Annotated in this window: 24 protein-coding genes and 1 riboswitch; of the genes, 18 read left to right on the top strand and 6 right to left on the bottom strand. The window is 47.4% G+C overall.

Annotated elements, in window-relative coordinates; translation table 11 throughout:
* Positions 1 to 22 precede the first annotated feature (22 nt).
* The 8 genes from abc-f (at position 23) to tenA (ending at position 10,178) form a co-directional block, all read left to right on the top strand.
* Positions 23 to 1,927: a ribosomal protection-like ABC-F family protein gene (gene abc-f / locus B1728_RS06840; RefSeq protein ID WP_425571480.1), complete on the top strand. Its 1,905-nt coding sequence runs from the start codon at positions 23 to 25 to the stop codon at positions 1,925 to 1,927.
* Between the two features lie 94 nt (positions 1,928 to 2,021).
* Positions 2,022 to 2,858, top strand: coding sequence for a prohibitin family protein (locus B1728_RS06845; RefSeq protein ID WP_079909429.1), 837 nt, complete (start codon positions 2,022 to 2,024; stop codon positions 2,856 to 2,858).
* Between the two features lie 228 nt (positions 2,859 to 3,086).
* Entirely contained in the window at positions 3,087 to 3,704 is a 618-nt protein-coding gene (locus tag B1728_RS06850) for an SAP domain-containing protein (RefSeq protein ID WP_079909430.1), read from the top strand.
* A gap of 365 nt (positions 3,705 to 4,069) precedes the next feature.
* Complete coding sequence (locus B1728_RS06855; protein WP_079909431.1) at positions 4,070 to 5,425, top strand: glycoside hydrolase family 30 protein; 1,356 nt, start codon at positions 4,070 to 4,072, stop codon at positions 5,423 to 5,425.
* A gap of 126 nt (positions 5,426 to 5,551) precedes the next feature.
* Positions 5,552 to 6,889, top strand: a complete 1,338-nt coding sequence (locus B1728_RS06860; protein WP_079909432.1) for an ABC transporter substrate-binding protein — start codon at positions 5,552 to 5,554, stop codon at positions 6,887 to 6,889.
* A 127-nt stretch (positions 6,890 to 7,016) separates the two neighbouring features.
* Positions 7,017 to 7,925, top strand: coding sequence for an ATP-dependent DNA ligase (locus B1728_RS06865; protein ID WP_256865264.1), 909 nt, complete (start codon positions 7,017 to 7,019; stop codon positions 7,923 to 7,925).
* Positions 7,926 to 7,986: 61 nt separating this feature from the next.
* Positions 7,987 to 8,087: riboswitch (TPP riboswitch) on the top strand.
* Positions 8,088 to 8,200: 113 nt separating this feature from the next.
* Positions 8,201 to 9,475, top strand: coding sequence for an acetylornithine deacetylase (locus B1728_RS06870; RefSeq protein ID WP_079909433.1), 1,275 nt, complete (start codon positions 8,201 to 8,203; stop codon positions 9,473 to 9,475).
* Between the two features lie 34 nt (positions 9,476 to 9,509).
* The gene (gene tenA, locus B1728_RS06875; protein WP_079909434.1) at positions 9,510 to 10,178 is read left to right on the top strand and encodes a thiaminase II; all 669 of its coding nucleotides are present in this window, start codon (positions 9,510 to 9,512) and stop codon (positions 10,176 to 10,178) included.
* A gap of 42 nt (positions 10,179 to 10,220) precedes the next feature.
* Here tenA and B1728_RS06880 read toward each other — a convergent pair whose 3' ends face one another.
* Both B1728_RS06880 and B1728_RS37470 read right to left on the bottom strand, forming a co-directional pair.
* The gene (locus B1728_RS06880) at positions 10,221 to 11,051 is read right to left on the bottom strand and encodes an AraC family transcriptional regulator (protein WP_079909435.1); all 831 of its coding nucleotides are present in this window, start codon (positions 11,049 to 11,051) and stop codon (positions 10,221 to 10,223) included.
* Between the two features lie 229 nt (positions 11,052 to 11,280).
* Positions 11,281 to 11,766, bottom strand: a complete 486-nt coding sequence (locus B1728_RS37470; protein ID WP_377768452.1) for a phage lytic cycle repressor MrpR family protein — start codon at positions 11,764 to 11,766, stop codon at positions 11,281 to 11,283.
* Between the two features lie 705 nt (positions 11,767 to 12,471).
* Between B1728_RS37470 and B1728_RS06890 the strand changes: the two genes are divergently transcribed.
* From B1728_RS06890 to B1728_RS06905, 4 genes are all read left to right on the top strand, one after another.
* Positions 12,472 to 14,163, top strand: coding sequence for a M3 family oligoendopeptidase (locus tag B1728_RS06890; RefSeq protein ID WP_079909437.1), 1,692 nt, complete (start codon positions 12,472 to 12,474; stop codon positions 14,161 to 14,163).
* 102 nt (positions 14,164 to 14,265) lie between these two features.
* On the top strand, positions 14,266 to 15,927 hold the full coding sequence (locus B1728_RS06895) for a PucR family transcriptional regulator (RefSeq protein ID WP_079909438.1): 1,662 nt from the start codon (positions 14,266 to 14,268) through the stop codon (positions 15,925 to 15,927).
* Between the two features lie 111 nt (positions 15,928 to 16,038).
* Positions 16,039 to 16,569 carry an orotate phosphoribosyltransferase gene (pyrE, locus tag B1728_RS06900; protein ID WP_079909439.1) on the top strand — a complete coding sequence of 177 codons (531 nt, stop codon included), beginning with the start codon at positions 16,039 to 16,041 and terminating at the stop codon, positions 16,567 to 16,569.
* A gap of 87 nt (positions 16,570 to 16,656) precedes the next feature.
* Positions 16,657 to 16,917: a hypothetical protein gene (locus B1728_RS06905; RefSeq protein ID WP_079909440.1), complete on the top strand. Its 261-nt coding sequence runs from the start codon at positions 16,657 to 16,659 to the stop codon at positions 16,915 to 16,917.
* 73 nt (positions 16,918 to 16,990) lie between these two features.
* On the opposite strand, the gene B1728_RS06910 is transcribed toward B1728_RS06905, so the two are convergent.
* Positions 16,991 to 18,619, bottom strand: coding sequence for an S-layer homology domain-containing protein (locus B1728_RS06910; RefSeq protein ID WP_179135921.1), 1,629 nt, complete (start codon positions 18,617 to 18,619; stop codon positions 16,991 to 16,993).
* Between the two features lie 247 nt (positions 18,620 to 18,866).
* On the opposite strand from B1728_RS06910, the gene B1728_RS06915 reads away from it, so the two are divergent.
* The 3 genes from B1728_RS06915 to B1728_RS06925 all read left to right on the top strand — a co-directional run bounded on the left by B1728_RS06915 (position 18,867) and on the right by B1728_RS06925 (position 20,827).
* Complete coding sequence (locus tag B1728_RS06915) at positions 18,867 to 19,349, top strand: NUDIX domain-containing protein (RefSeq protein WP_079909442.1); 483 nt, start codon at positions 18,867 to 18,869, stop codon at positions 19,347 to 19,349.
* 148 nt (positions 19,350 to 19,497) lie between these two features.
* Entirely contained in the window at positions 19,498 to 20,331 is an 834-nt protein-coding gene (locus B1728_RS06920) for a class I SAM-dependent methyltransferase (RefSeq protein ID WP_079909443.1), read from the top strand.
* Between the two features lie 34 nt (positions 20,332 to 20,365).
* A complete protein-coding gene (locus B1728_RS06925; protein ID WP_079909444.1) occupies positions 20,366 to 20,827 on the top strand; it encodes a DUF3997 domain-containing protein in 462 nt (153 codons plus the stop codon).
* Between the two features lie 287 nt (positions 20,828 to 21,114).
* Here B1728_RS06925 and B1728_RS06930 read toward each other — a convergent pair whose 3' ends face one another.
* Both B1728_RS06930 and B1728_RS06935 read right to left on the bottom strand, forming a co-directional pair.
* The gene (locus tag B1728_RS06930) at positions 21,115 to 21,432 is read right to left on the bottom strand and encodes a DMT family transporter (protein WP_079909624.1); all 318 of its coding nucleotides are present in this window, start codon (positions 21,430 to 21,432) and stop codon (positions 21,115 to 21,117) included.
* Positions 21,433 to 21,437: 5 nt separating this feature from the next.
* Entirely contained in the window at positions 21,438 to 21,791 is a 354-nt protein-coding gene (locus B1728_RS06935; RefSeq protein WP_079909445.1) for a DMT family transporter, read from the bottom strand.
* A 211-nt stretch (positions 21,792 to 22,002) separates the two neighbouring features.
* On the opposite strand from B1728_RS06935, the gene B1728_RS06940 reads away from it, so the two are divergent.
* Positions 22,003 to 23,109: an N-acetylmuramoyl-L-alanine amidase family protein gene (locus B1728_RS06940; protein WP_079909446.1), complete on the top strand. Its 1,107-nt coding sequence runs from the start codon at positions 22,003 to 22,005 to the stop codon at positions 23,107 to 23,109.
* Between the two features lie 287 nt (positions 23,110 to 23,396).
* Positions 23,397 to 23,735, top strand: a complete 339-nt coding sequence (locus B1728_RS06945; RefSeq protein ID WP_079909447.1) for a hypothetical protein — start codon at positions 23,397 to 23,399, stop codon at positions 23,733 to 23,735.
* Between the two features lie 54 nt (positions 23,736 to 23,789).
* Here B1728_RS06945 and B1728_RS06950 read toward each other — a convergent pair whose 3' ends face one another.
* Entirely contained in the window at positions 23,790 to 24,857 is a 1,068-nt protein-coding gene (locus tag B1728_RS06950) for a S1 family peptidase (RefSeq protein ID WP_256865265.1), read from the bottom strand.
* A 192-nt stretch (positions 24,858 to 25,049) separates the two neighbouring features.
* On the opposite strand from B1728_RS06950, the gene B1728_RS06955 reads away from it, so the two are divergent.
* Positions 25,050 to 26,795: a sensor histidine kinase gene (locus tag B1728_RS06955; protein ID WP_079909448.1), complete on the top strand. Its 1,746-nt coding sequence runs from the start codon at positions 25,050 to 25,052 to the stop codon at positions 26,793 to 26,795.
* The last annotated feature ends 3 nt before the right edge of the window (positions 26,796 to 26,798 follow it).

Raw genomic sequence — 26,798 nt, forward strand, 5'->3', positions numbered from 1 at the left:
GAGGAATATGTTACTATGTGCAATGGATAAATTGAGTAAATCCTGGGGCGGTACGCCTGTGATTCAACAGCTGTCATTGGAAATCCAGGAGGGTGACCGGATTGGAATGGTTGGCCCTAACGGATGCGGTAAAACCACACTGATGAAGCTTATGGCAGGGATAGAGACTCCTGATGGCGGGATAATTCATTATAAAAAGGGGAGCCGTACGGCTCTTCTTGAACAAATACCGGATTACGACCCGAGGACTACGGTGAAGGGCGTTCTTCAGGAAGCGTTCGCCAATCTGTATAAGATGCAGGAGCGAATGTCGGAATTGGAGGTAAGGATGGCGAACCCTCTCGAAGCAGATAAAGCCTTGATTGAATATGGGAAGCTGCAGGAGGCCTTCGCCTCCGCCGGCGGATATGAGATTGAAGCGAATCTTTCCAGGGTAGCTAACGGACTAGGGATTTCGCATCTCCTGCACCATGCATTCGGACATTTGAGCGGGGGAGAGCGAACCAAGGTCTGTCTGGCTCACATCCTGCTGCTCAATCCGGATTTGCTTCTTCTGGATGAGCCTACGAATCATTTGGATTTGAATGCTGTGGAATGGCTGGAGGGTTACTTGCAGCAATACACCGGGAGTGTCGTGGTTGTGTCCCATGACCGATATTTTCTGGATCGGGTTGTGAATAAGATCTTTGATATAGAGGGCGGAGCCATTGATGTGTATCATGGCAACTATTCTTATTTTGTGGAGGAAAAGGAGCGCCGATTGCTGCTCGAATTTGCATCCTATCAGGAACAGCAGAAGAAGATCAAGAAGATGGAGGAGGCGATCAAGCGAATGCGGATTTGGGCTGCGCAAGCGGATAATCCTAACATGTTCAAGCGTGCTGCAGCCATGCAAAAAGCACTAGACCGCATGGAGAAGCTGACCAAGCCGGTTCTTGAACGCAAGAAGATCGGATTGATGCTCGAATCGGGGGACCGAAGCGGCAATGACGTGCTGAAGCTGGAGCAGGTAGGTAAAGTCATTGACAGAAACGGCAAGAAGCAGCTTCTGTTCGATCAGCTTGATATGCTGATCCGGCATCAGGATTATGCAGCCATTGTCGGTGAAAACGGAAGCGGCAAGTCCACCATCCTGAAAATGATTGCGTCCGAACTTCAGCCGGATCACGGGAAGGTCACCTTAGGCAGCGGAGTCAGAATAGGCTACCTGGCTCAGCAGGATGCGTTCGGAGATGAAGACATGACGATGCTCGATGCGTATCGGCAGGTGGTTATGGTAGATGAAGGAGAGGCGCGTCAGCGGCTTGCCGGGTTTTTATTCTATGGCGCCGCCGTGTTCCGCAAGCTGAAAAGCTTGAGCGGCGGTGAACGCATGCGGCTCCGATTAGCGCAGCTCATGGCACAAGACGTGAATGTACTGCTGCTCGACGAGCCTACGAACCATTTGGACATTGATTCCCGCGAGGCGCTCGAAGACACCTTACAGAGATTTACAGGCACCGTCCTTTGCGTTTCGCATGACAGGTACTTTTTGAATAAACTGTTCGATGTTACTTATTGGCTTGAGCATGGGAGACTGACGAAATTTGTCGGCCGATATGATGATGCAAGGGCAAAACGCGAGGAGTTGAGCCAGTCTCTGAGGCCTTCCCATAGCGAACCGATGGTAAAAGAGAATGATTCAAAGAAGGCTCGGGAATCCAAAGAGCGGACACATAGTTCCAGGGAGCTGCAGGAAAGGGATAAAAAGCATGCTAAGCTGGAAACCGACATTGAATCGCTGGAGCGAAAGATTACGTTGTTGGATGAGGCGATGCTGCTTGAAACGGATTCCGGCAAGCTATTCGCTATGCATAGCGAGAAAATGATCCTGGAAGCAGAGAGGGAGCTTCTGTACCAGCAGTGGGAGCTCCTCTCCGGGGAATAAAAGGATATTCTGTTCTTAATCCCAGATTATGAAACATAATCTGGGAAAGTACGTAATGAACTGTACGACATACTCACCACTGGAGGTTGATGGTATGAATGCAGAAGTGACCAAAATTCCCAAGAGGCCTAACGTTGGCTTCGTCGTGACGTCCGTTTTTATAGCGCTGCTGATCGTCATCATCGGATTGAACAGCTTTGCATCCGTACAATACGGGCATGTGGGACTGTACAAAACGTTCGGCAAGTTAAATGACGAGATACTTGGCCCTGGAATACACTTGAAGCTTCCTTTCGTTCAAAGCGTTATTCAGGTCAACACCCAGGTTACCAAAGCAGAGACGGATACGTCCGCTTCGTCCAAGGACCTTCAGCCGGTTTCTACGCATGTTGCCGTTAACTACTCTGTCAACAAAGAGGCTGCCTTTAATTTGATGAAGAATATTGGAGGCAATTTTGACTCGGTTATTATCTCGCCGGCAATCCAAGAGATCGTCAAGGAGGTAACGGCCAAATATCCTGCGGAGGATTTGATTGCCAAGCGGGATGTCGTTGCGGGAGAAATCAGCGATCATTTGACGAAACGTCTGGCCAAATACGATCTGATCGTGAACGATATTAACATCGTGAACTTTAAATTCTCAGATGCCTTCAACCAGTCGATCGAAGCCAAGCAGGTGGCGCAGCAGCAAGCATTGAAAGCGGAGAACGATTTGAAGCGTATTGAGATTGAAGCCAAGCAGAAAATTACGCAGGCCCAAGCCGAGGCGGAATCGTTGAAGCTGAAGAAGCAGGAGATCACGCCGGATTTGGTTCAGCTTAAGCAGATTGAAGTGCAGGAGAAAGCACTGGAGAAATGGGATGGCCGTCTTCCGAGTGTGACCGGAGGCGCAACACCGTTTATCGACCTGAACTCGTTAGGCAGCAAATAAAACCGCGAGCACGCGCTCTCGACACACATGGACAAAAATGGTAAATTGGAGGAGGGGTTATCAGCCTTTCCTCCCTAAACAGTTGAGGCATTAATGGTAATTACTGGATTGCCATATTCCATGAATGCAATATGCTTCCTCTATGATTTGGTTCTAAACCGCATATAAGGGACTGATGACCCTATAAGGCGGTTTTTTTATTACTGCCTAAGGAGACGAACGAAGAATATGCGACCGGACTTTTCATTAGAGATGACCATCGAGCAATTCGAACATCATTATTGGTATAAAAAGGAGCTGGAGGAGCTATGCCGCAATCACGGGATATCCTCTGCCGGAACCAAGGCGGAGCTGGAGCAGCGAATCAAGAATGTCTTGAGCGGAAAAACTCCGGTTGACAGCAGGAAAATGAATTCAGCGATCCGAAAGAGGCGTCAGGCAGAACAGCCGTTATCGCTTCATACCAAGCTCATTCCCGAAGGATTTAAGTTCAATGCGAAGGCCAGAGAATTTTTCGCTCATTACTACAAGGTACCCAAGTTTTCCTTTACCAAGGAGATGGCAGCAGCTCTGAGGGAAGCCGAACGACAGGGCGATATGGATATGACGGTGTCGGATCTGATTGCTATTTATGAGGGCCCTAAGCTGATCCAAGGACCAGAGGAGCGGACCTATCAGTGGAATTATTTCGTTAAGGAGTTCAATAAAGACCCGCTGGCACAAGGCCTGAAACAGGATCGGATGAAAATCGCCGCCGAATTATGGAAGCTCGTAAGGGATAATCCGGATGATAAGCAATACTCCACAACCCTATTGGCGAATTACCTCAAGAAACAGGAAGGATGAGGAAGATATGGAATCGGTTCTAACAAATTCGAATTCCTAAAATACATATTGCAATCGATTTCATAACCCGATATACTCAACTCATCAACCAGAAAACAAGAGAGATGCAATGGTTTAGCAAAAAAAACAAAGGTTTTTCATGACGATAAAGGAGGGGGAAGACATTTCAAGTTAGGGATTTTTTAAGAGAAAATATGAAATCGATTACATTTCGTTTTGTGTTAAGGCTTTTGGAAGTTAGGGCATGGTGTCACTAAAAAGCTGAGAAGGTACATGAATTGTAAGCATGTGGGGAAAAGAATTGCTTTATCGCAATATTATGAAATCGATTACATAAATAAGTAAAAGAGCGAGGAAGGTAGCATATGTTTAAAGCAAAAGCATGGGTAACGACATATGATTTATCCAGAAAATTGGAGTTAGACCGCGTGTATTCCATACCAAGTTCTGACGCACCCGCAGGCGCTGCTTACCGCATTCATGTGAATGCGGGCAGGACCTATCAAGAGATGGACGGTTTTGGCGCTTCATCTACAGATGCTTCGGCGTACCTCCTTCATGCCAGATTGGATGCGTCTTCGCGGGAGCAGGTGATGAAGAAGCTGTTCGATCGTACCGAAGGTATTGGAATGACTTTCATCCGTCAGCCTATGGGTGCCTGTGATTTTAATCATGAAATCTACAGCTATAATGACTTGCAGCCGAATGAGACCGATTTTGCATTGGAAAAGTTTTCGATTGACCATGACCGAAGGCATATCCTTCCGCTGCTGCAAGAGGCTTTGCGGATTTCGAGCCATCTTAAAATCATGGCATCGCCATGGAGTCCGCCAGGCTGGATGAAATCCTCCGGCGAGATGATAGGAGGAAGATTGAAGCCGGAATGCTATGATGTTTATGCCGATTACTTTGTCCGCTTTATTCAAGCGTATGAACGGGAAGGGATAACGATCTATGCGGTTACTGTGCAGAACGAGCCCGGTTACGAGCCGTCGCAATATCCCGGGATGCTCATGTCGCCGGAGGAGCAGATAGCATTCATTAAGCGGTTAGGGCCGGCTTTTCGTCAAAATCATATTTTCGCGCTGATTCTTTGCTATGACCATAACTGGGATATCCTGGATTATGCCGAGAAGGTACTCGGAGATCCAGAAGTTAGCAAATATGTAGCTGGCTCCGCGTGGCATTGTTATGGAGGCAGGCATGAGGCGATGTCGGTGATTCAACAGCAATTTCCGGATAAGGGGATTTGGTTTACCGAAGCTTCAGGAGGAGAGTGGATTCCTCCCATGAAGGCGGCATTTCAGGACCAGATGAAACACGTGATCCGGTGCTGCAGGAACGGCTCCAAGTCGATCGTATGGTGGAATATCGCGTTGGATGAGAACAATGGACCGACCGTATTGAAGAGAAGTACATGCAGAGGTTTATTGAGAATTACTCAAGATACAGGTGAGATTGATTACAACCTGGATTATTATACTTTGGGACATATCAGCAAGTTTGTTGTGCCAGGCGCAGTGCGCATCGAATCGAATACATACGAGGATGAACTGGAGACGGTATCCTTCAGCAATCCGGACGGGTCAATCGTCGTTATTGTCTCCAATCGGACGCCGTTGACACAATCAACAGAGATTCAAATCAGTTCTGAACGGTTTACATATGTAATTCCCGGGGATAGCGCGGCAACGCTTCAATTCATACTACATGAAGAGTAAAGCCTAAGGGGCATGCTCCCATTAGAGATCGGTGAGAACCGGGGAATTCACGTCTTTGAGAGGCTAATCACATACCCGCGGCTCGTATGAAGGTGGATTTTTATTTTTCTACTAGGAGGAAAAAGCATGTTTAGAAAATGGACTTTGGCAGCGTTTTCTTTACTATGGTTCATCCTGAGCGGATGCGGCGGCGGAGCTCCCATGGAAGAAGAAGCAGCGAGCGGCAGCAAGCCTCATGAGCCGATTACCTTGCAAGCCTATGCCTATGCCGGAGCTTTAAATCAGGATGATTTCGAAAAGTACGTGGCTGCCCCGCTGAAAGCGAAGTTCCCTTACATCACCCTGGAATATGTCCCGAACGGCAAAGGCACAAGCCCGAAGGAGCTGGTGACCGCAGGCGCCATGCCGGATATCGTCATGACAGGCCTGCGACAGCTTATAACCTTTCAGGAGCTGGATGTGCCCGTGGATTTAAGGAAGCTGGCCAAGAAGCATCAACTGGACCTGTCCCGATACCGGCAGGATGCTATAGAAGCGATAACGAGCTATGGAACCAAGGGAGAGCTGTATGCCGTTCCGTTCTATGTTAACTTTTATGCAATGCTGTACAATAAAGACTTATTCGACCGGTTTTCGGTACCATATCCGACGGACCAGATGACGTGGGATGAGGTCAAGGTGCTTGCTGCGAAGCTGAGCAGAGTACAGGACGGCGTTACCTACAATGGGATGCAGCCTGCGGATACGATTGATACGTTCGGGCTAGGATTATCGGTTCCTTTTATAGATGAGCAGACAGGCAGAGCCAAGGTAGCGACTGACGAATGGAGGAAAGTGTTTGAAATCGCCAAAGAGTTCAATACGATTCCCGGCAACGAACCGAAGGATCCCAAAAATATGTACAAAGCGGTCGATCAATTTTTTAAGGATAAGAACATCGCCATGATGCCGTATTTTGGCACGAGGCTTCAGGTGGCTGCGAAATCGGACGCGGAGCTAGGCTTCCAATGGGATGTGGTTGCGTTCCCAAGCTTCAAGGAAACTCCCGGCAAGACAGCCGAGGTGGATGCTCAGGTGTTCGCCTTGTCCAAGACGAGCCAATATCCGGATGAGGCATTCAAGGTCATTCAATATTTAACGGCTTCCGAGGAAATTCAGGCGAGCTTCGTGAAGCTCGGAAGAGCGCTTCCTTCCTTAAAGGATGATAAATTGCTTGCACACTTTGGAGAAGAGTATCCGGTACTGAAAAGCAAAAATGTACAGAGTATTTTCAAAAGCACCACCAAGACTCCGCACAAAACACATAAGTACGATGATCTTGTCCGCGGGAAAATAAAAAATGCCTTTGTGGAGCATTTAAACGGCCTGGACATAAACTCGGCGCTGAGAAAGACTGAGGAGGAGGCTAATAAGGAAATCGAAGCATTGGAGAAAAAATTATCATCAAAGCTTTCTTTATGCTGAATTAGGCAGGTTTGCGATGACATGTGATGGTATGTAGATATAGGACTTTCATAAACAGACATAACGATAGTCAACAGGTTACAATCCGTCCCTTTTTGGTAAAAATGAGGATATGAGGTGATTCCTGTTGCAGGTTTTTACACCGTTTCAGCCAATGAACGTCAGTATTCAACATGAGCCGTTTGACGATCCTCAATACTTATTTGAGCCCAAATGGGACGGCTGGCGTATTGTGATCCATAAGCAAGGAAGCCGGATTGAGGCTTACACACGTCATGGGAATAAGGTGACGAAGAAGTTTCCCGAGCTCAAACAGGCTGTATCGGCTATTCAGGCTCATACTGCGATTTTGGATTGTGAAGGGATCGTTATGCGAGACGGGAGACCCGTGTTTGACGATTTCAGCTACCGTGGACGACTCAGCAGCTCCATGAGGATAGCGCAAGCGGTTGCGACACATCCGGTAACTTTTGTAGCTTTTGACTTGCTGTTCACGGAGCGCGAGCATAGCAATGAGCCGCTAATGGAACGAAAGGCACGACTGCATGAGCTCCTCGTTCCTAACTCCGTCATTATGCCGACCCTGTATGTAATGGAGAGAGGGAAGGCTTTGTTCGAGCTGACTCGGGAACGGGACATGGAAGGCATCGTGGCCAAACGAACGGATTCTATCTATAAGCCGGGCACGTTGAGCCGGGATTGGGTTAAAATCAAGCATTTTAAAACCATTGACGCTGTTATCCTTGGTTTCCGGACGAAGCCCTTCGCGCTGGTGATCGGGCTGCAGTTCCGTACCGTCAAGAACAAGCCTGTCGGAGTGGTGGAATTCGGACTTACTTATGAAGATAAAGAGCGTTTTATGGAGCTGTCCAAGGACCTTTATCTCGAGCATGACAAGCAAACCCAATGGATTCAGCCCAAGCTGTGCTGCCGCATCCAATATTTGGAGCGATCGGACACTCATCAGCTTAGGACAACGATATTTAAGCAATTTTTGCCGGATAAAAAACCGGAGGACTGCATTTGGCATTCCTGAACGTCTCGAAGAATTGAGAACCTTATCCAGTCTATGATACTATGAATAAGAAAACGAATAAGAATTTCACTAGGGGTGCTGATGCAGCTGAGAAAGGCGGGAGCCTTAACCCTTATACCTGATCTAGGTAATGCTAGCGAAGGGAAGTGGACGCCACGGTAGTGCTGTGCTGCGCGCGTAAACCACTTTGTCCTGCGAAGTGGTTTTTTTGCTGCCATCGTATTCTGCTGAACAATGGAATAGTGAGGGTATCCGTATGAACAGGAGGAGAAGGATTGAGTCAGGTATTGGAAGCTTTAATCAGGCAGGTCGAGGAGAGGCAGAAAGAGCTGGTGCAGCTAGCCTCACAGCTGATACGATATAAGACCCCGGCGCCTCCGGCCAGAAATACAGAGGAGGCCCAGCAGTTTATCGCACAATTCCTGGAGCTTCACGGGTTTACGGTTGATCAATGGGAAGTGTATCCGGGAGACCCGAACGTCGTCGGTATCAAACAAGGACAAGCCTCCGATCAATTCAAGAGCTTGATCCTTAACGGCCACGTGGATGTGGCAGAAGTAAGTGCGGACGAGTCATGGGAAACCTCTCCGTTCGAGCCGATTGTCAAAGACGGCGTCCTCATTGGCCGTGGGGCCTCGGACATGAAAGGCGGGCTGGCGGGGGCGCTCTTTGCCATCCAGCTGCTGGACGAAACGGGCATTAAACTGCCCGGAGACTTGATGTTCCAATCGGTAATAGGTGAAGAAGTCGGAGAAGCAGGTACCCTCCAATGCTGCAAGCGCGGATATCAAGCCGATTTTGCAGTTGTTGTCGATACGAGCGATCTTCATATTCAAGGGCAAGGCGGAGTTATTACCGGTTGGATCACCGTGAAAAGCAAGAAGACGTTTCATGATGCGACCCGGAAAAATATGATTCATGCCGGAGGCGGAATCCTAGGGGCCAGCGCGATCGAGAAGATGATGAAGCTCTTGCAAGGGCTTCAGGAGCTTGAGAGACATTGGGCGGTTATGAAGAGCTATCCGGGGTTTGCGCCAGGGACTAATACGATCAATCCGGCCGTTATCGAAGGAGGCAGGCATGCGGCGTTTATTGCCGACGAATGCAGACTGTGGATCACCGTTCATTTTTATCCGAATGAAACCTATGAGAGTGTATGCCGGGACATTGAAGAGCATCTGAACCGGGTAGCGCAAGCGGATCCGTGGCTTAGGGAGAATCCGCCGCAATACGAATGGGGAGGCTCTTCCATGATAGAGGATCGGGGAGAAATCTTCCCTTCTTTGGAAGTGGATCCGAATCATCCTGCAGTCCAGCTGCTTGGTTCAGCCCATGAAACCATATTAGGCCAGTCGGCTGTGGTGGATGTCTCTCCTTCGGTAACGGATGGGGGATGGTTTGGGGATGCAGGGATTCCGGCCGCAATTTATGGCCCGGGAGATTTAAAAAACGCTCATGCGGTCAATGAACAAGTATCTATAGAGCAGCTGGTTCAATTTACGAAGGTTATGCTGAAGTTCATATACGAATGGGGACACACGGCGAAATAAAGTGACGCTGGAACCCGTTGGAGGAGGAATAGAGATGAAGTTTTCCGAGTATTTGTTAGAAAAACTGCAGCCGGTCTGGCGCAGCAATCATGACCACCCGTTTGTTCAAAAGATGGGCAAGGGAACGCTGGAGCTGGAAAAATTCCGGTTTTATATGATTCAGGATTACATTTATTTGATCGATTATGCGAAGCTGTTTGCGCTAGGTGCTGTAAAAGCGACGGATTTGACGACGATGGGCACGTTCGCCGCACTATTGCATTCTACCATGAATGAGGAGATGGCGCTGCACCGGGCTTATGCCGCCAAATTCGGAATTTCCGAGGAGGAACTGGAGCAAGCGCAGCCGTCACCTATCACACTGGCTTATACTCACTATATGCTGCATGCCGCTCAGAACGGATCCTTGGCAGAGCTGGTCTCCGCTCTCCTGCCTTGTATGTGGAGCTACTGGGAGATCGGCAAGGAGCTTGCCCGAATCCCAGGTTCCACCGAACACGAATGGTATGGAGAATGGATTCGAATGTACAGCTCGGAGGAATTCGGCACTCTGGCTATGTGGTGTATCGACCTGCTCGACCAGCTGGCTGAAGGCAAGCCTCAGAGAGAGCTGAATCGGCTGGAGGAGATCTTTGCGACGACTACACGATTTGAATATTTATTCTGGGATATGGCTTACCGTAAGGAAATGTGGCCGTCCTGAGTTGAGCCGGGCAGAATGACCCGGCTTTCTTTATATTCGCTTTTATCTTCTGCCGGCTCCATTACGGTAGGCTCTGGGAGAGATTCCCGTATGCTTCTTGAAGGATTTGGAGAAGTGGTACACATCACTGAAGCCGGTTACAGCAGCAATATTCGCCAGTGAATCGTCGGTGTTGATCAATAAATCCTTGGCCTTATCGAGTCTTCGTTTGTAAATATACTGCATGGGGGTAATGCCCAAATGCGTCTTCATAAATTGGTACAAATAATTCGTATTAAAATGCATTATGTCCGCCAGCTGCTCAATCTTAATGTCCTTATCCATATGCTGGTCGATATACTCTGTTACTTTTTGCAGCTTCAGAACGGAAGCGGGAGCTACGGACTTGATACCGGTACTGACGCAATGATCGATAAAGCAGCTAATGATATCGTAAATAGCGGATTTGACTCGCAGCGACATAGAGGAAGCCTGCCAGGACAGCGTCTGCTCCATTCTATGAAAAGCCTGTACAATACCTGTACATTCCTCTGTATTCATAACGTAAGGAAGCCCATAATATTGAAACAGCGGGGAGAACATAACATTGGATGTAAAATGACACCAGTACTTGGTATAGGTGTTGGAGCTGACGGTTGAGAAGGAATGCAGTGTTCCGGCCGGTATGAATACGAATTGACCCGGCGCAGGATAAACATCCTGATCGTGAATGCGGATCCAGCCTTCTCCGTCGCATATGAAGTACATTTTATTGTACTCGGGCTTTAGATTCTGATAGCCCCAATCAGGCCGGCAGCGGGTAAACCCTCCGTTTAATAAATGGATTTGCAAGTCAGCTACATAGTTGTAGATCAGGTCTTTTCTGTTCTCCATCCAGGCATTCACCCTCTCTTGTCAAAAGCAGGAACCGATTCTATTTTAATATAAAACCGGCGGGAATTGAATGCTACCGAAATGAGAAATGACACCCATTGATGGAGACATGGCCAAAGTGATGCTGGAGCATCCGGCCTAATAGTAAAGCGATTTAAAGATGTACCCATGTCAAAAGGGTTACTTGGCCATAAAGTGAAACAGGAGGCTTGGGCAGCCTCCTGCTTACTTACGCATATGCTTTTTCCATGTACTCCAGCTTTAAAGCCGTTAAATGGGTAAGCTCCGGTGTGGAGAAAAACTCTGCCAGTCTGCGCAGCCTCATATAAATCGTGCGGAGCACGACGGAATCCATATCCGTAATCATGCTTTGGTTAGCGATATAATCCTGAAGGCTGACTTTGATAAGAAAGTCGCTTTCCCGCAAATTAACAGATAATTGCTTACTCGGGTTATAACCGTTATAAAGGATATATTTGGTCTGCTGCAGCGCATTTTGATACAGCTCAACACATCTTTTGGTAACAGGGACTTGTCTCTTCAATCCATATGAATCCTTAACGACCAGAAGTCGGTTAGCCGCATCCAAAGAATCCTTTTTTAAGTACACGATCTCGTGGGTGCCTATCCCTTCCATAAGCAAACGAATGATAATCGCATCTTGCGGATTGATGCATTGAGACTCAATAAAATTAATTTTTTCAAAAATAATAATAGCAAATCATCCCTTCAGTTTGTGTTAATGGGGTTTACTTGGAATATTTTACAATAACCGTTCCATTATTCATACGATGTAAAACAGGAAGTTTTGTCGTATGTTGACTTTCTTCTAAAATACTTTATGACAAGAGTTTTGGTAATATTACTGAAATTTTGGGTTTTTACAATAAGTGCTTAACGATGGTTGCCCGAAATGAGGGAACTAGCCTTCCAAAAGGCGGGATATTGAGGTGGAATGTAGAAAAATTTTAAGGGACGAGACTCGTTATTTTGACAATTAGCATGCTGGTGATGAGCCGGCGAAGGAAGGGGGGGAGCTCAGATCGTTCTTACCATATGTGGATAAGACATCGGGCTATAGGAGAGCAAAGTAACTCTTAAATAACCTGTGGTTAAATAAAGTGACGTTTCGACTGATTTTTAGTACAGCTAATAGACAATTTACGGTCACACAAATATTTAAACAATGATTTCGACAACCAGGGCACTGTATTTCATCATTTGTCGATTTGGATTTAACAAGAATGCTGCATTGTCGTTGACCATACAGTGATCCTTAACTCATAGTCAGTTTAGGTGTGAAATTAGGGAAGGTTTATAGTAAAATAATGGTATATGCTAGTCAAAGCAATCATAGGCTTCAAACGGTGCCTGAAGGCAAGATATTACCCAACCAAGTGATAAGAAAGAAGGGACATGGATGAAATTTCAAGATTACCTGTATGAGCGTCCGAATATGGAGCAGTTTGCCCGTGATTTTGCCGTATTACTAGAGAAGTTCTCAGCTGCCGGGACTTTTGAAGAGCAAGACGCGGCTATGAGCGCCATCAATGCTGCGAGAAGAGATGTTTCATCCATGCTTACGATCGCCCGCATCCGGCATTCGATCAATACGACAGATCCGTTCTATAAAGGGGAGCAGGATTACATAGACGAACAGTCCCCTGTATATCAAGGCTTAATTACAGATTATTACAAAGCGTTGGCTGAATCCAAATTCCGTCCGCAGCTCGAAGCCAAGTGGGGGCGGCAGCTGTTCGCGACAGCCGAGCTGTCACAGAAGACATTCCATCCGACCATCGTAGAGGATTTGAAGGAAGAAAATAAAAAATCAAGCGAATACGTGAAGCTGGTGGCATCTGCCAAGATTGAATTTGACGGACAGGAGCGGACGCTTTCCCAGCTGTCGCCTTTCATGCAATCGACCGATAGGGATATTCGCAAAAGAGCGACCGATGCAAGGTACTCTTTCTTTGAAGCCAATGAAGCAGCAGTGGACGAAATCTATGATCATCTGGTGCGTCTCCGTACGCAAATTGCACGAAAACTCGGCTACCGCAATTTTATCGAGCTTGGCTATGCCCGCATGAATCGGACCGATTATGGACCGGAGCAGGTCACCAAGTTCCGCGAGCAGGTGCTGGAGCATATCGTGCCTGCGGCATCGGAGTTGAGCGAACGTAAACGTATCCGGCTCGGTCTGGATAAGCTGCGTTATTACGACGGTTTGTCGTTCCTGACCGGAAATCCTAAGCCTAAGGGAGATCCGAATTGGATCGTGGAGCAGGCTAGGGTGATGTACTCCGAGATGTCCCCGGAGACGGATGAATTTTTCCGTTTCATGCTGGACAACGGTCTCATGGATTTGGAGAGCAAGCCGGGCAAGCGGGTAGGCGGTTATTGCACATATATCGGATCGCATAAAGCTCCGTTTATTTTTTCCAACTTTAACGGGACCTCGCACGATGTCGACGTGCTGACGCATGAAGCGGGGCATGCATTCCAATCGTATATGAGCCGCGATCTGGCTGTGCCGGAATATCTGCACCCGACACTGGATGCATGTGAGATCCATTCGATGAGCATGGAATTCCTTGCGTGGCCCTGGATGGAATCTTTCTTTAAGGAAGATACCGATAAATACAAGTTCTCCCACCTGGGAAGTGCGATAACGTTCATTCCTTACGGAGTTGCTGTCGATGAATTCCAGCACATCATATATGAAAATCCGGATATGACACCGGCGGAGCGGAAAAAAGCTTGGAGGGACGTAGAGCGTAAATATGTGCCAAGCCGCGTGTACGATGATATGCCGTTTTTGGAGCGTGGAGGCTTCTGGCACCAGCAGCAGCATATTTTCAAAAGTCCGTTCTACTATATTGATTATACGCTGGCACAGATTTGCTCCTTGCAATATTGGAAGCTTGCCAACGATGACCGTGAAGCGGCCTGGGCTAGTTACTTGAAGCTATGCCGTGCCGGCGGCAGCGGATCGTTCACCGAATTAGTGAAGCTTGCCGGACTTCGTTCCCCGTTCGAAGAGAGCTGCATTGCTCCTATTATTGGCGATATTCGGGCATGGCTTAATGCCGTCGATGATACGAAGCTTTGATATGGTTAGGTAGTATGGCTTTGATGTATTTAGGAAAAGCAGCACAAGCTGCTTTTTCTTATGTACATAGATAATCAACAAGAAGCAGAGGAGAACGGGTGCGTGGGAATTACGGTGAGAGAAGCAATGCAATGGGGAGGTCTGGCCCGGTGCAAAGTTGTTGCAGGGGAAGCCGGCCTGGACCGGATTATTGATTCGGTTACCATTATGGAGGTGCCCGACGTCATTCGCTGGCTGAACGGGAATGTGCTGCTGCTGACCAGCTTATATCCAATTAAGGAAGATGAAAAAGCCATACGCAGTTTAGTTCCGCAGCTGGTAGAAGCGGGAAATTCGGCGTTGGCTGTAAAAACTCAAGCATATGTGGACCAGATTCCCGAATGGATTATTCAGTCCGGGAATCGCTGGAGCTTTCCCATCATCGAGATTCCGAATGATATTGCTTATTTGGATATTATGACCCCATTGATGCCGCACCTTTTACACAAACCAGACCTTGCACAATCAAGAATGGAAGATTTTTTTCAATGGCTGAAGGAGCTTGCACTGGGTGGTAAGGGGATCTCGGATTTGACGAATGCGATGGAACAAATGACAGGAAATCCGGTAACGGTAGGTTCAGAGCTAGATTCCATAGTATGTAACAAGGGGATGGATATCGCCTCGCTTACACGCCGCGAACGCCATGAATTAATGGCTGCCAAGCGTCCTATCCGCATGCAGCGGCTATTGAACAATAAGCCTACCCCCTGCATCGTCGCTCCATTGCTATGGAATGAGGAAGTATGGGGGGATATTACGTGCTGGCAGACGACAAGAGAGTTTATAGAGCAGGATTATCAAATACTGGATCGGGCAATGACGCTAATAGCCTTGGAATTTCATAAGCTAATAACGAAGAGTGACCTGGAACAATCGTTAAAAAACCATTTTCTAACCGATTTATTGTTAAGCAGGCGGCTGGATAAGGCAGAAGCGTTGGATAAAGGGAGCAGATTCGGCTGGGATTTGTCACGAAGTTTTCAAGTCGTCTGTATTCGCACAGAATCATCTCAGCACACACCGAATAAGTATGCGCTGGAGCGCTCCGAGAGCCGGAGAAGGCTCATGTACAAGCTGAATTCCTTTTTCCGGCTGACCGGGCCAACCGTTATTGTGACTGAAGTGAAGGAGTTCATCGTGATCCTGCTTCCCAGGGAGATGGAGGAGGATGGGCTTACGCTTCCTTATCCGAAGGACCCTTTAAAGGATAGCTTGATTCGTCAAATGGAAGCTATAAGAGAACAACTGGCTCCCGTAGTGGAGGAAACGGACAGGATTCATGCAGGCATCGGCCGCTTTTATGGCGGGCTAGACGGAATCCATAAGGGATATGAGGAGGCAGTGAAAGCAATAAGTCTCGGAACAACCCTTTCCAATAGAAAGGCAGTCCATTTTGAAGATCTGGGGATCTATCGTTTGCTGCATTCCGTGAGCAATCAAGAAGAGCTGAAGAGCCTTCATTCGGAAACGGTCGGGAGGCTCGATGCCTATGATTCGGTTCATGAATCGGAGCTGACGGCAACCTTGAAGCAATATTTTGAATGCAACGGCTCCATATCGGTGACAGCTAAAAAGCTGTATGTTCATGTAAACACGATAAAATACCGTCTCCAAAAAATTGAACAACTCACTGGATGCAGCGTACATGACTCCGGTCAGCAATTGCTTCTTCATATGGGGTTGAAAATGGATGACATTCTAAAGCGCGAATCGAACGATTAGCCAAACCGACGAAAGTCGGTTTTTTATTTTGTCCATTCCGACATAGGCTTTCTCCTCACGGATGGGTATGATACGAGAGGGTTACTACTAAACGTGATTATTGGAGGTTCTATGAACAAACAGAAACTGGAGAAAGCTATCTATGCTGCAGCTCATCTAACAGGCAGCTTCAAGCTTCGGTCAGGACAAGTGTCGAATCAATATTTTGATAAGTTTCAATTTGAATCGAATCCCAAGTTATTGTCTGCCATCGCCAAGGAGCTCACGGCATTACTGCCGCAGGACACCGAAATCATTGCCGGCATTGAGCTGGGGGGAATCCCTATTGCAACGGCTTTGTCGCTGGCAACAGGCCTGCCTGTGGTGTTCGTCCGGAAAGAAGCTAAAACCTATGGGACTTGCAAGCTGGCGGAAGGAGTAGACATCAGGGGGAAACGAGTATGCATCATTGAGGATGTTGTGACGACAGGCGGACAAATTCGGCTTAGTGCCAAAGCGCTTGCAGGGTATGGGGCAAAATTAGATGCAGTTCTCTGCGTTATCGAACGAGGGCAGAGCGGCAGAACGAATCTGGAACAAGACGGGTTGACATTAGTATCGTTGTTTCAAATGGGCCAAGCTGAGGTTAGGACTCTACAATAAAAGTCATATAGTGACAACGGGATTCGAGCGTATTTTTACTAGATTGCTGATACGATGGGAGAAATAGATTCATAGGAGGGCTAATAGATGCAGGAGATCTATGGAGTATATGCCGTGGCCGCAGTTCTAATCGGCATTATGCTGATGCTATGTTTCGATGTCGTGATCAAAAATAGGGAGATTCTTAATACGTTCAAGAGCCATGAAACGAAGGTTGTACCCGATACCAAGCATCAAGCCAGTATGCCGGTTTATCCGCTCTATATCGATTGTTCCTCCGACCTCATCCATAATCGGGAAGGGTACGAAACCGCTGATCACCCTATAGAGATTAAACAAGGTGCATAAGGAAGCGCAATAATGGTACTTATAAACAAAAGCCCGCGGCTTATGGCCCCGGGCTTTGTCTTCATGCTGCTCGTTAATTTTGCTTCACAACGGTTACGTCTGCATAGGCGCGCTTATCGTTAAACAGAACGGATACCAGAGTAAACCTGGTTACGTTGCCTGTAATTTGTACATTACCGGCTTTGTCGAAAGTGACGGTACCGACAGGTCCGTTCTGCGGATCCCCAGTAATATCTTCAGCTGTGAAATAGGTGTTCAAAGCGAAGTTGTAGTAGGCAATTTCGTCTTGTTCATATTCGGTGCCGAAATTATCGGTCACTTTCAAATCCATCTTCTCATATCCGTTGAATTGGCTGGAATAAACTCCGTTAGTCACTGTGGCATAAGCCGTAATCGAAGTGGTTCTAGCTTCCACGGTTTGAGCAGAGATTGCGGTATTGGTTACAGTAACCGGAATAGAGACTTGGTTCCTCTCTCCGCTGATAGTTGCATAAGTAACATGTATGGTTGCTGTACCTGCTTTGTCTCCAAGAATGTAGCCTTTATGATCGGCAGATACTGCTGCCTTCACTACACTCGGATTCGAAGAGGTAATAGTTTGAACAAGTCCAGGGGTCGTTACTTCTTCTCCTGACTCGTTCGTAACGGTTATTTCAACTTCTTTGGCCAATTTGCTGAGAGTCGGATCTTCCGCTTCTGCTTTGGGTACAGAGCCGTTGCTGCCTGTAGCGGCGGAGGTTAAGTTGGAATCGATGACGCTGCTCAGTTCATAGGAAGATGCCGTTGAATATTTGTACTTTCCTGTAGACGTAATAGTCCCTACCGTAAAGGAACCCGTAGCCGTCTTAATGGAAGCTGTGTCGAGACCCCCAAGAGTGACCGAGTAGCTGCCATTGCTCAGCTTCGTATCGCCAGTTAATGTTAGTGTGGCCGAATCATTGCTGAATGCCCAAGCAGTACTAGTTGCCACAACGGATCCGTCCTTGCTGAGTGTCAAAGTAGCCTTTGTCGCGTCCACGGCTTTGTCCAGCTTGACCTGGACCGCTTGATCGCCGGATGCCTGGACGGAAGTCACAGACACTTGTTTATTTTCTGCTGAAGGGGAAGAAGGGAGGGAACCATACGCTCCTACCACCAGGTCTTCCCGGGTGGCAACAGCATCCCCGGCTTTATCACCAGGGTGGATATTGGCTTCCTTGGCTTGCTTAACCGCGTCAGCATACCATGGCGTACCCGTGGTATTCACCGTTTTGCCCAGTCCCTTGAGGAATACAGTATCGAGCTGCCCAACCGTTACATTTTCTCCTGGAGCAAAGGTAGTGTCGGTCATTCCGTCAATAAGTCCCGCTTTTTTGGCCGCTTCGATATAAGGAATGGCCCACCCGTTGGCGGTGTCATCCGAACGGACATCCGTGAAGCTGGAGGCTTGAACGGCAGCATCAACTTTTAAACCGAACACTAAAGCTGCGACCTTAGCGAATTGGGCTCTGGTCATATTCTGGGAGATGCCGAAGCTATCCTCCGATACGCCTTCAAAGATTCCCTGCGCGAGCAAGGTATCCAGCTTGGTTTTCAGGGCGGTATCTACATTAACAAGATCTTTATAATCAGCGGTAGTTTTCGTTGTATTCGCCAATGCCGTCGAGGAGAGCATAGAAAGGGCAACAGCGGCGGTGGTTAGCAGGGTTAAGCCTTTTTTCATATAAGGTTGTTCCTCCATTAAAAATAGTTCTATTAATATATAATCATACTATTTTGTCAGATCAAATGCCAACTCTTTTAGTGTATGGTAATATGTAGCAATGATGTAAGTAAGTTGATGAAGGGAGCGAAGAGAATTTGAATATTGGTCATATCGATAAGGACTTTGAGTTTGTATCCTATATGAGGAAGCTAGGGAGTCATAACTTACAAGAAGGCAGTAATGGTTAGAATGGAGGGGATGTTAAGTGGCTGGAGTTAGAGTATTCGTGCTGGATGAAGAGGATCGTCTATTATTAGTTCAAAGCGATTATAAGAAACAGGGGCCTGAGCATATGATTTGGGTGATACCAGGCGGGGGCATTGAGCCGGGGGAATATAGCAGAGATGCAGCGATTCGTGAAGTCAAGGAAGAAACAGGACTTGACATAAGGGTGGAACGACTTCTTTGGGTTGTTGAAGAGAAAGAACCGGACGGTGAGGTCGACTATTGCCATTATTTTTTGGCGGAAGTGACTGGAGGGCAGCTGAGCAAGGGATACGATCCTGAATGGGATATGGAGAACCAGGTTATTATGGATGTTCAGTTTTTCAGCAGGGAGGACATGTCCAAGTTGTCTAACGTGTACCCCGAGGCAGCTTTGGATGAGTTCTGGGACTTGGCAGGTTCGGCTCCAACCCACGATCCATGGAGAAGCAGACCGTCGAGAGGATTTGGTTGTAGAAAGTAATAACAATGATTAGGATGCAAGGGCTGACCGCTGTCGTTCGGTCTTTTTTTATTCTCTCATTTCAAAAACAGGAAATAAAGCTGCCATGACATTCTCTTTATCTTGTAACACTTTCCATTTAATGTTATATCGTAAAGGAGAGTGAACGATGAACCGTCACGAATCAACCTATCATTTTAAAAATACCGGTGCAGGCACTGAAGCCGAATTGGCCAGGCTGCACTCCCAAGTTCATATGAGCTGGGAGAAGGAATTCCGATTGCTGCGCTGGTTTGGATTAAAGGACGGAATGCATATTCTCGAAGCGGGCTGCGGACCCGGATTCTACACGGAGCAGTTGCTCGATCATTGGCCCGGGAGTAAGGTGACAGCTCTGGATGTTGACGGTTTTTTGCTGGATCAGGCCAGAAACCGGACGAAGGATATCCCTGCTCATCAGCTGCAATTTGTACAAGCCTCTATTATGGAAACGGGTGTGAAGGATCAGACATTTGATTTTATTATTGTCAGGCTGTTGTTTCTCCATTTGTATGAACCGCTGAAAGCTGCTGTGGAACTTTACAGGGTTCTGAAGCCCGGCGGGAAGCTGGTCATTATCGATATTGACGATGGAGTATTTGGTACGCTATCTCCCGAGATGGAGAGTCTGCCCGTCATTATGAGTAAATTGGCTGCATCGCAAAAAAAGAACGGCGGGAATCGGCATATGGGGAGGGCACTGCCGCGACTTTTAAAGGAAGCGGGATTTATCCATGTAGATCTGGAGGCGGTTGTACAGCATACCGAGATTGCCGGAAAAGACGGGTTCAGCCGGCAGCTAGACCCCAAACGGTTTGAATGCTTTCTTCAACGTGGCGTCATCACCCAAGAGGAATTTAAGCAAATGAAGAGCTGGTATAAAGCGTTTCAAGAGCGTTCCGACGCATCTGCAATGATGATTTTTCTGATGGCTTGCGGGACAAAGCCGTGCAGTAAGGAATGATTTTGTACGAAGGAGTGAGGAGGTGTTTAAGCCGATGTTGGGAAATAAGCGTATCCCTTCGCCCACTATGAAAATGGTAAGCTTGGGCTTATTGTACATAGCGTTGTTTGCGGCAAGCGGCTGTGCCGGATTAGGAGATTACGATATTTCATTACCTGGCGGTTATTCGGTTGTCAGGACATCCGCCCATGAAGTAGCGATACGTAAACAGGAAGGTGAAGGAGCCTGGGGAGGGGAGATCGTTCCCGCTAAGGTTGTCCAGGTCGGTTGGGATGACCGGTATATTTTGGCAAAGCAAGTAGGACTAAGGAATGACCCCAAGAGAACCGACGGCTCTTATCAAATACCGGATGAGACCATCGTGGCTTTTTGGATCGTTGATCCGCAGACGAAAGAGGTTTACGGTCCAATGACAGAGGAAAACTTTGCGGCGAGAAAAAAGGCTTTGGGGATTGAGGAGAGTGTCACTTTAAAAGCAGTAGACTCATTGAATTAATCGGCAAGGAAAGTGAGCATAAAAAGAACAGCCAAGGCTGTTGAGTCTGTCGAGAAAACTAGTTTTGCGAGAACTTTGCTAAATATGGAGGTGGGGTATTCCTCGGAAGAGTTTACGTCCGCCTTTGAAACCCGTGAAAATACCACTAAATCTGATCCCTTTCACGGGTTTCAACAGCGGCTGGAGGGGCATACCCCACCGTAGTATATTAGCAATAGTTCAAGCCTTATAGGTTTCTCGACAATCTGAACAGCCAAGGCTGTTCTTTTATGTATGCTGCAGGCCGCTTAGGTGCCGGTAAGCTTCAAACCGATCACACCGACAATGACCAAGCCGATAAAAAAGAGGCGCTTCGGAGATTTGGATTCCTTATACAGCCAAATACCGACGATCGCCGCTCCGGCTGCCCCTATCCCTGTCCAGATGCTGTACGCGGTACCGATAGGAATATGCACCAGTGCCTTCGATAAGAAGTAAAAGCTCAACCCCATCGAAGGGATACAAGCCAAAGTCCAATATAATCTTCGAAAGCCCTCGGATTTTTTTATTAGAATCACACCAATAATTTCCATGAAGCCGGCTAGAAGCAAGAAAACCCACGACACGCCCATCAGCTCCTTTCTTTTTCTTTCTGAGGCTGTTCTGTCTCCGATACGCTCAGCTTGAGACCCAGGAGACCTGCCAGGAGCACAACGATAAAAAAGATCCTCAGCCCGTCCCGCGGCTCACCTAAAAATAACATCCCCACAATAACCGTCCCAGCGGCTCCGATTCCGGTAAACACCGCATAGGCGGTACCGATAGGAAGCTGAGTCATAGATTTGGTGAACAAGTAGAAGCTGATTACGATACAGAGGATGGTTAACACAGATGGCACCAGCACGGTAAAGCTATGTGTATATTTAAGCCCCGTAGCCCAACCTACGTCCATAAGTCCCCCTAATACTACGTAAAGCCACGCCATTCTTATGAACTCCTTTCTTTACCCATTGCATGCAAAAAGCACCTTCTGGAACATTTTATATCATTATTACAATACTGTCTGGAAGCAGCTTTTTCAAATTTATTTCCGCTCGGGTTCGACAAAATGAGAAAATGTACTCTATGATTGGGCAAAACTTCCTGTTATATTAGTACATAAAGCGACAAAGCCATTATATGAATGAGGTATTCTAATGAAGCTACAGCCATTGAAGAAAGCCATCGTTACTATTCTTGCATTTGGACTCCTTGCTTCCCCTGCGATAAATGTGGAAGCTGCAGCGAATTCCAATGCGATTGTGACGGCAACTTCACTCTATGTCCGCAGCAAACCGGATATCCAATCTTCCATCGTGGGGTCCTTAAAGCAAAATACGGTCGTCGTCACATCCCAGGAATCGTACGGATGGATCAAGATCAAAGCAGGGAGCCTGAACGGTTGGGTAGCAGGACAATATTTAAAAATGCAAAATGGTATACCGTCGGACAAGCTTACGAGCACCAGTACAAAAAGCTCGGACACGGCTAAGAAAGGAACGGTTACCGTTCTTGCTGATTCGCTGCATATGCGCAAAGGGCCCGGAACTCAACATGCTGTCGTAAGCGTTCTATCCTCGGGTCATTCCTTGTCCGTGCTTGACTCATCACAAGACTGGGTCCAGGTCCGAACGGCCGAAGGAGCTACCGGTTGGGTGATGGGGAAGTACGTAGGCAAAGCATCGGCCAACAACGTATCGGTATCCTCGAACAGTCCGGGCCTGAAGGGGAAGAGGATTGTAGTGGACCCTGGGCATGGCGGCGGCGATACAGGGACTCAGGGGAAGAAATACGGAACGAATGAAAAATCATTGAATTTGTCTACGGCCCGTTATTTGGCAGATCAATTGCGAAAAGCCGGCGCCCAGGTGACCATGACCCGCACACGTGATGAGGAGAATCCGAATTTATCCGCGAGAGTCTCCGTCAGCGAGAAGAACCGCGCGGACGCTTTTGTCAGCATCCATTACAACTCCTCGCCGAAAGCGAATTCCGGCACATTAACCTTTTTCTACTCAAGCTCCAAGGATATGCCTTTAGCCAGAAAAATAGAAGCTCGGCTGGATCGTGCGCTGGATTTGAAAAGCAACGGGATATCCTATGGCAATTACCATGTGCTTCGGGAAAATGCTCAGCCGTCCGTTCTCGTGGAGCTTGGATTTTTGTCCAATGCCAAGGATGAGCAGCTTGTCCGTACCGCTGCCTATCAAAAGAAAGCGGCCGATGCGATTGTTAACGGCTTGCAGGATTACTTCAACGGATAAATGAAAGGTTGCTGCTTATGCAGCAGCTTTTTTCGTTTCATCCATCTGACATATACTCCTTCCAAACTGTCTTCTTTATCAGTATCCATGAAATTTCGACTCCTTGATCTCCATGGACTACCGACGCCACTTGAAGATCCCTACCTCCCATGACACCGTTGCTCCAGGCAAGAAAGGTCAGCATGAATCTATTTCTACTAGATTAATTAATGAGTCTAGCAATTTCACCCAATCTTTGAAACTATCACTTGCATACAATGTGCTATCACTATCAAGGAGGTTATGTAATGAAAAAACAAGTGAAATCAAAAGTAAGCAGAAAAGCGGTTGGGAGAAAAATAGTCCTTCGTCCAAGCAACGCCCGTGCTACTCAAAACCTTGGAAATGGCTTCCGGCGTACCGTGTTCAGCTCACGACGGATCCCTGCCCACAGCTTCCTTTCGATTACTTTCACTGCAGGTACCGGCAGGGTAGTCATTAATGCAGGTTGGACGATTACCGGTTTCGCATCCGCCTGGCCGACAGATAGCTTCCCGGCCACAGATACTGTCTGGATCTTGATTATCGAAAATCCTACAGACAACGATCGATTTGTGACTCCGTACCTGATTACCAAAACACGTTAATGGAATCTGCCTGAAAGTAAACAACCCGGCACCTGAAGAGTGCCGGGTTCTATTCTATTTTTTAGCAGCAGCTGTTCTGCTTCTAGCCGAGATGATTCGTATGGAAGCCAGCTCTCTAGCCGTTAAACGGCGGGCAAAGGCCGGATTACCGTTGGTTTTCACGTTTTTGACGATTCCGGCACCATTGGGACGGGCAACCCGCAAACGAAATCGTCTCATGAACCAGTCTACCGGAAAGGCGATAGAGGTTAGGCCGTCCTCGGTACCTGCGAAATTGACCGCAGCTGCGAAATTGTCAGCTCTCCTGAGCCATACGGAACCCGAATCACCGGGAAGAGAGACGGGGCTGGCACCTACAATGACCGATTGATTCCGAAAGGTGATTACGCCCAGATTCCCCCCATAATCGACTAGAACATCCGTATTAACGGAATCAACCCTTCCGAATCGCAGTCCTGTTGTACGGCCAACCTTTTTGAAGCGATCCCCGACTCTATACGAGGTTACATAGCCTGGGACAACGCCGACTGTAGCATAGCGGGGAGTGACTATAGCGTTGCGGACCGGCAGGGAGATAGCCGCATCTATAAAGTTAGTGGCGTTCCTTCTCAGCAGTGCGTATCGGGAGAGAAATCCGACTCTATCTATCACCGGTCTTCCATTATCCGCCCCTCCGGGCTGCAATGTTTCGGCACGTACATTGGAATTTAAGGGGTTAGTAAGTACGTGAGTGTTACTGAAAATGTAACGCTGGTTCGCTCCGGGGAAATTGGTGACAATCAGTCCTGCGGTTCCGGACCCGGCTGCCGTCCCAATACTGTACCCTGCCTGGACAGGGCGTATACGACCCTGGAAATTGGCATGGGAGCGTATTTTTCCTGTTCGGACAACCCGGATCGGAACCTGTACGTTTTTACCCTTTACACTTATGGTAACGGTTGAAGCGATTCCTAAAGCAACTGCAGACAAAGCGTCGGCATAAATAATGACCGCCGCGCCTTTTTTCGGCCGTTCGGGATCATGGTAGCCTACGCCGACCCCCTGTACTTTGGAATGTTTTAGCAAGGTTGGCGCCATTCGCTCCTTCATGGCATAAGCTGCAGCAAAAGTGGCCAAGCTCATCACCTAACTCTCTCTTAGAATACGATAGTGTATTAAACATGAAGAGAAAGTGATTGGGTTGTTGAACCGAGGAACATGTTTATCCTAACGCAGGCATTGGCAAATCGCCGAAAAGGGCGCATTTTCGACAAAGTTATACAATTTTCTTCGTTTCTTGCTATAATAGGCATGGAGCGGGGTGGGTACAGATAGATGAATTTTACTAGAACGATTCCTCTGAAAACATCTCTTGTTTTTATCATCATGATTATTGCGTTAAACACATCGTATTATTTGCACTATAAGACGCTGCTTGAAGATAATCAGAAAGAGAAGATGGCAATCCTGTATAGCAGCATCAAAACGAACATGGAACAGACAGCGGCAGGAGAGAAATTCGTAGAAGACTTGATAGGCGAGAACCTCCGGACGGCGGCCATTGCCGCCAAAATAGCTTTGGACCCGGATATACATAATATAGAGAATCAGGATTTGGTCGAACTAAAGAAGCTGATCGGGGTAGACGAAATCACTCTTTTTGCTAGAGCAGGGGATGACATCGTAGGTCAAAAATCTTCCGATCCCAAGGATCTTAATGTAAGCTCCAAGGGTTGGGACCATTATTTTTCCGCATTTCAGCAATTATTCGCTCGTGAACCTGTGAATGTCGGCATTGGTCAAGCTCTTGACAACTATTGGAGTGGTCCGAGGGACACAGCAACGACCAGTCAGTCCGAGATTAATAAATGGGGCTATTATTACGACGGAACGACCAATTATATTATCAATCCCTTTGTTCATGATACGAATTTCCGGAAGTATCAGCAGATAACCGGTGTGGAGGATACGATTCAGCGAGTGATGAACGACAATCCGCATATCGCGCTTGAAGTGGCTATTTTGAATGCAGACAAATTCATGGATCATACTCTTCCTGAGAGTATTCCGACGCCGAGCAATTGGTTCTCTGCAAGAGAAGTATACTTTGGTTCTTATGATTATAGGGACCCGGAAGAAAAGCAATATGCCCAATTGGCATTGACCAAGGATACGACGGTGTTCTATGTGACGGAATCCAAAGGGAAGTCCGTGATGAAAAGCTTTACCCCGATCCATAATTCCTATTTGAAATACAACGCGATGAGCTCTCCGCCCCTGATTGCGATCACATCGGACTACTCGGAAGTTAACAACATTCTTCATAAGCATTTAATCCAGATTATATGGTTTATGAGCGTCTGTACCTTGCTGGCTGTTGTTATCGTGTTCGCTATCTTTTGGATTTTTAAAAGAACAAAAGACCGAGATCTTCAAGACGTACAAGAAGCCTATGTTGGGAATATTGAGACCTTGTTTCAATCCGTCAGGGAGCAGCGGCATGATTTTATCAATCATATTCAAACGATCCATGGGTTCCTGGCCCTTCAAAATTACGATGAGCTCAGGAAGTATACGAATACGCTGGTTGGAGAAATTAGAGTCGTGAATGAGCTGGTCAATTTGAAGGATCCGGCTCTCATTGCTTTGATTCAGGCTAAGTATGCCCAAGCCGAATCTTTGAACATCCATTTCGAGTACGATTTTCAGCATATGGAATTGTTAAAGAAAAGTCCGATCAAGGCGACGGATGTCGTCAAAATGTTGAGCAATCTGATCGATAATGCGTTTGATGCGACTTCCGCTTTGGAACCGTGCGAGCGTAATGTCACCGTTAAAGGGTCGATAGTCAACAACCGGCTGGAGTTCATAGTCCGCAATACAGGCCCTATGATTCCGCTTGAAGCCCGGGGACAGCTATTCGAATCGGGCTATTCATCGAAGCCATCCGGCAAAAATTCCGGCTTGGGCCTGCATATCGTCAAGCAGCTTGTGAGCAGGTATAAGGGCTCGGTACGGTATCATAGCGATTCTAGCGGAACTGAATTCGTCATCGCCATCCCCATCACGCCATCACTATAATTT

The organism is Paenibacillus sp. 32352, assembly GCF_002042965.1.
Taxonomy (GTDB): Bacteria; Bacillota; Bacilli; order Paenibacillales; family NBRC-103111; genus Paenibacillus_S; species Paenibacillus_S vulneris.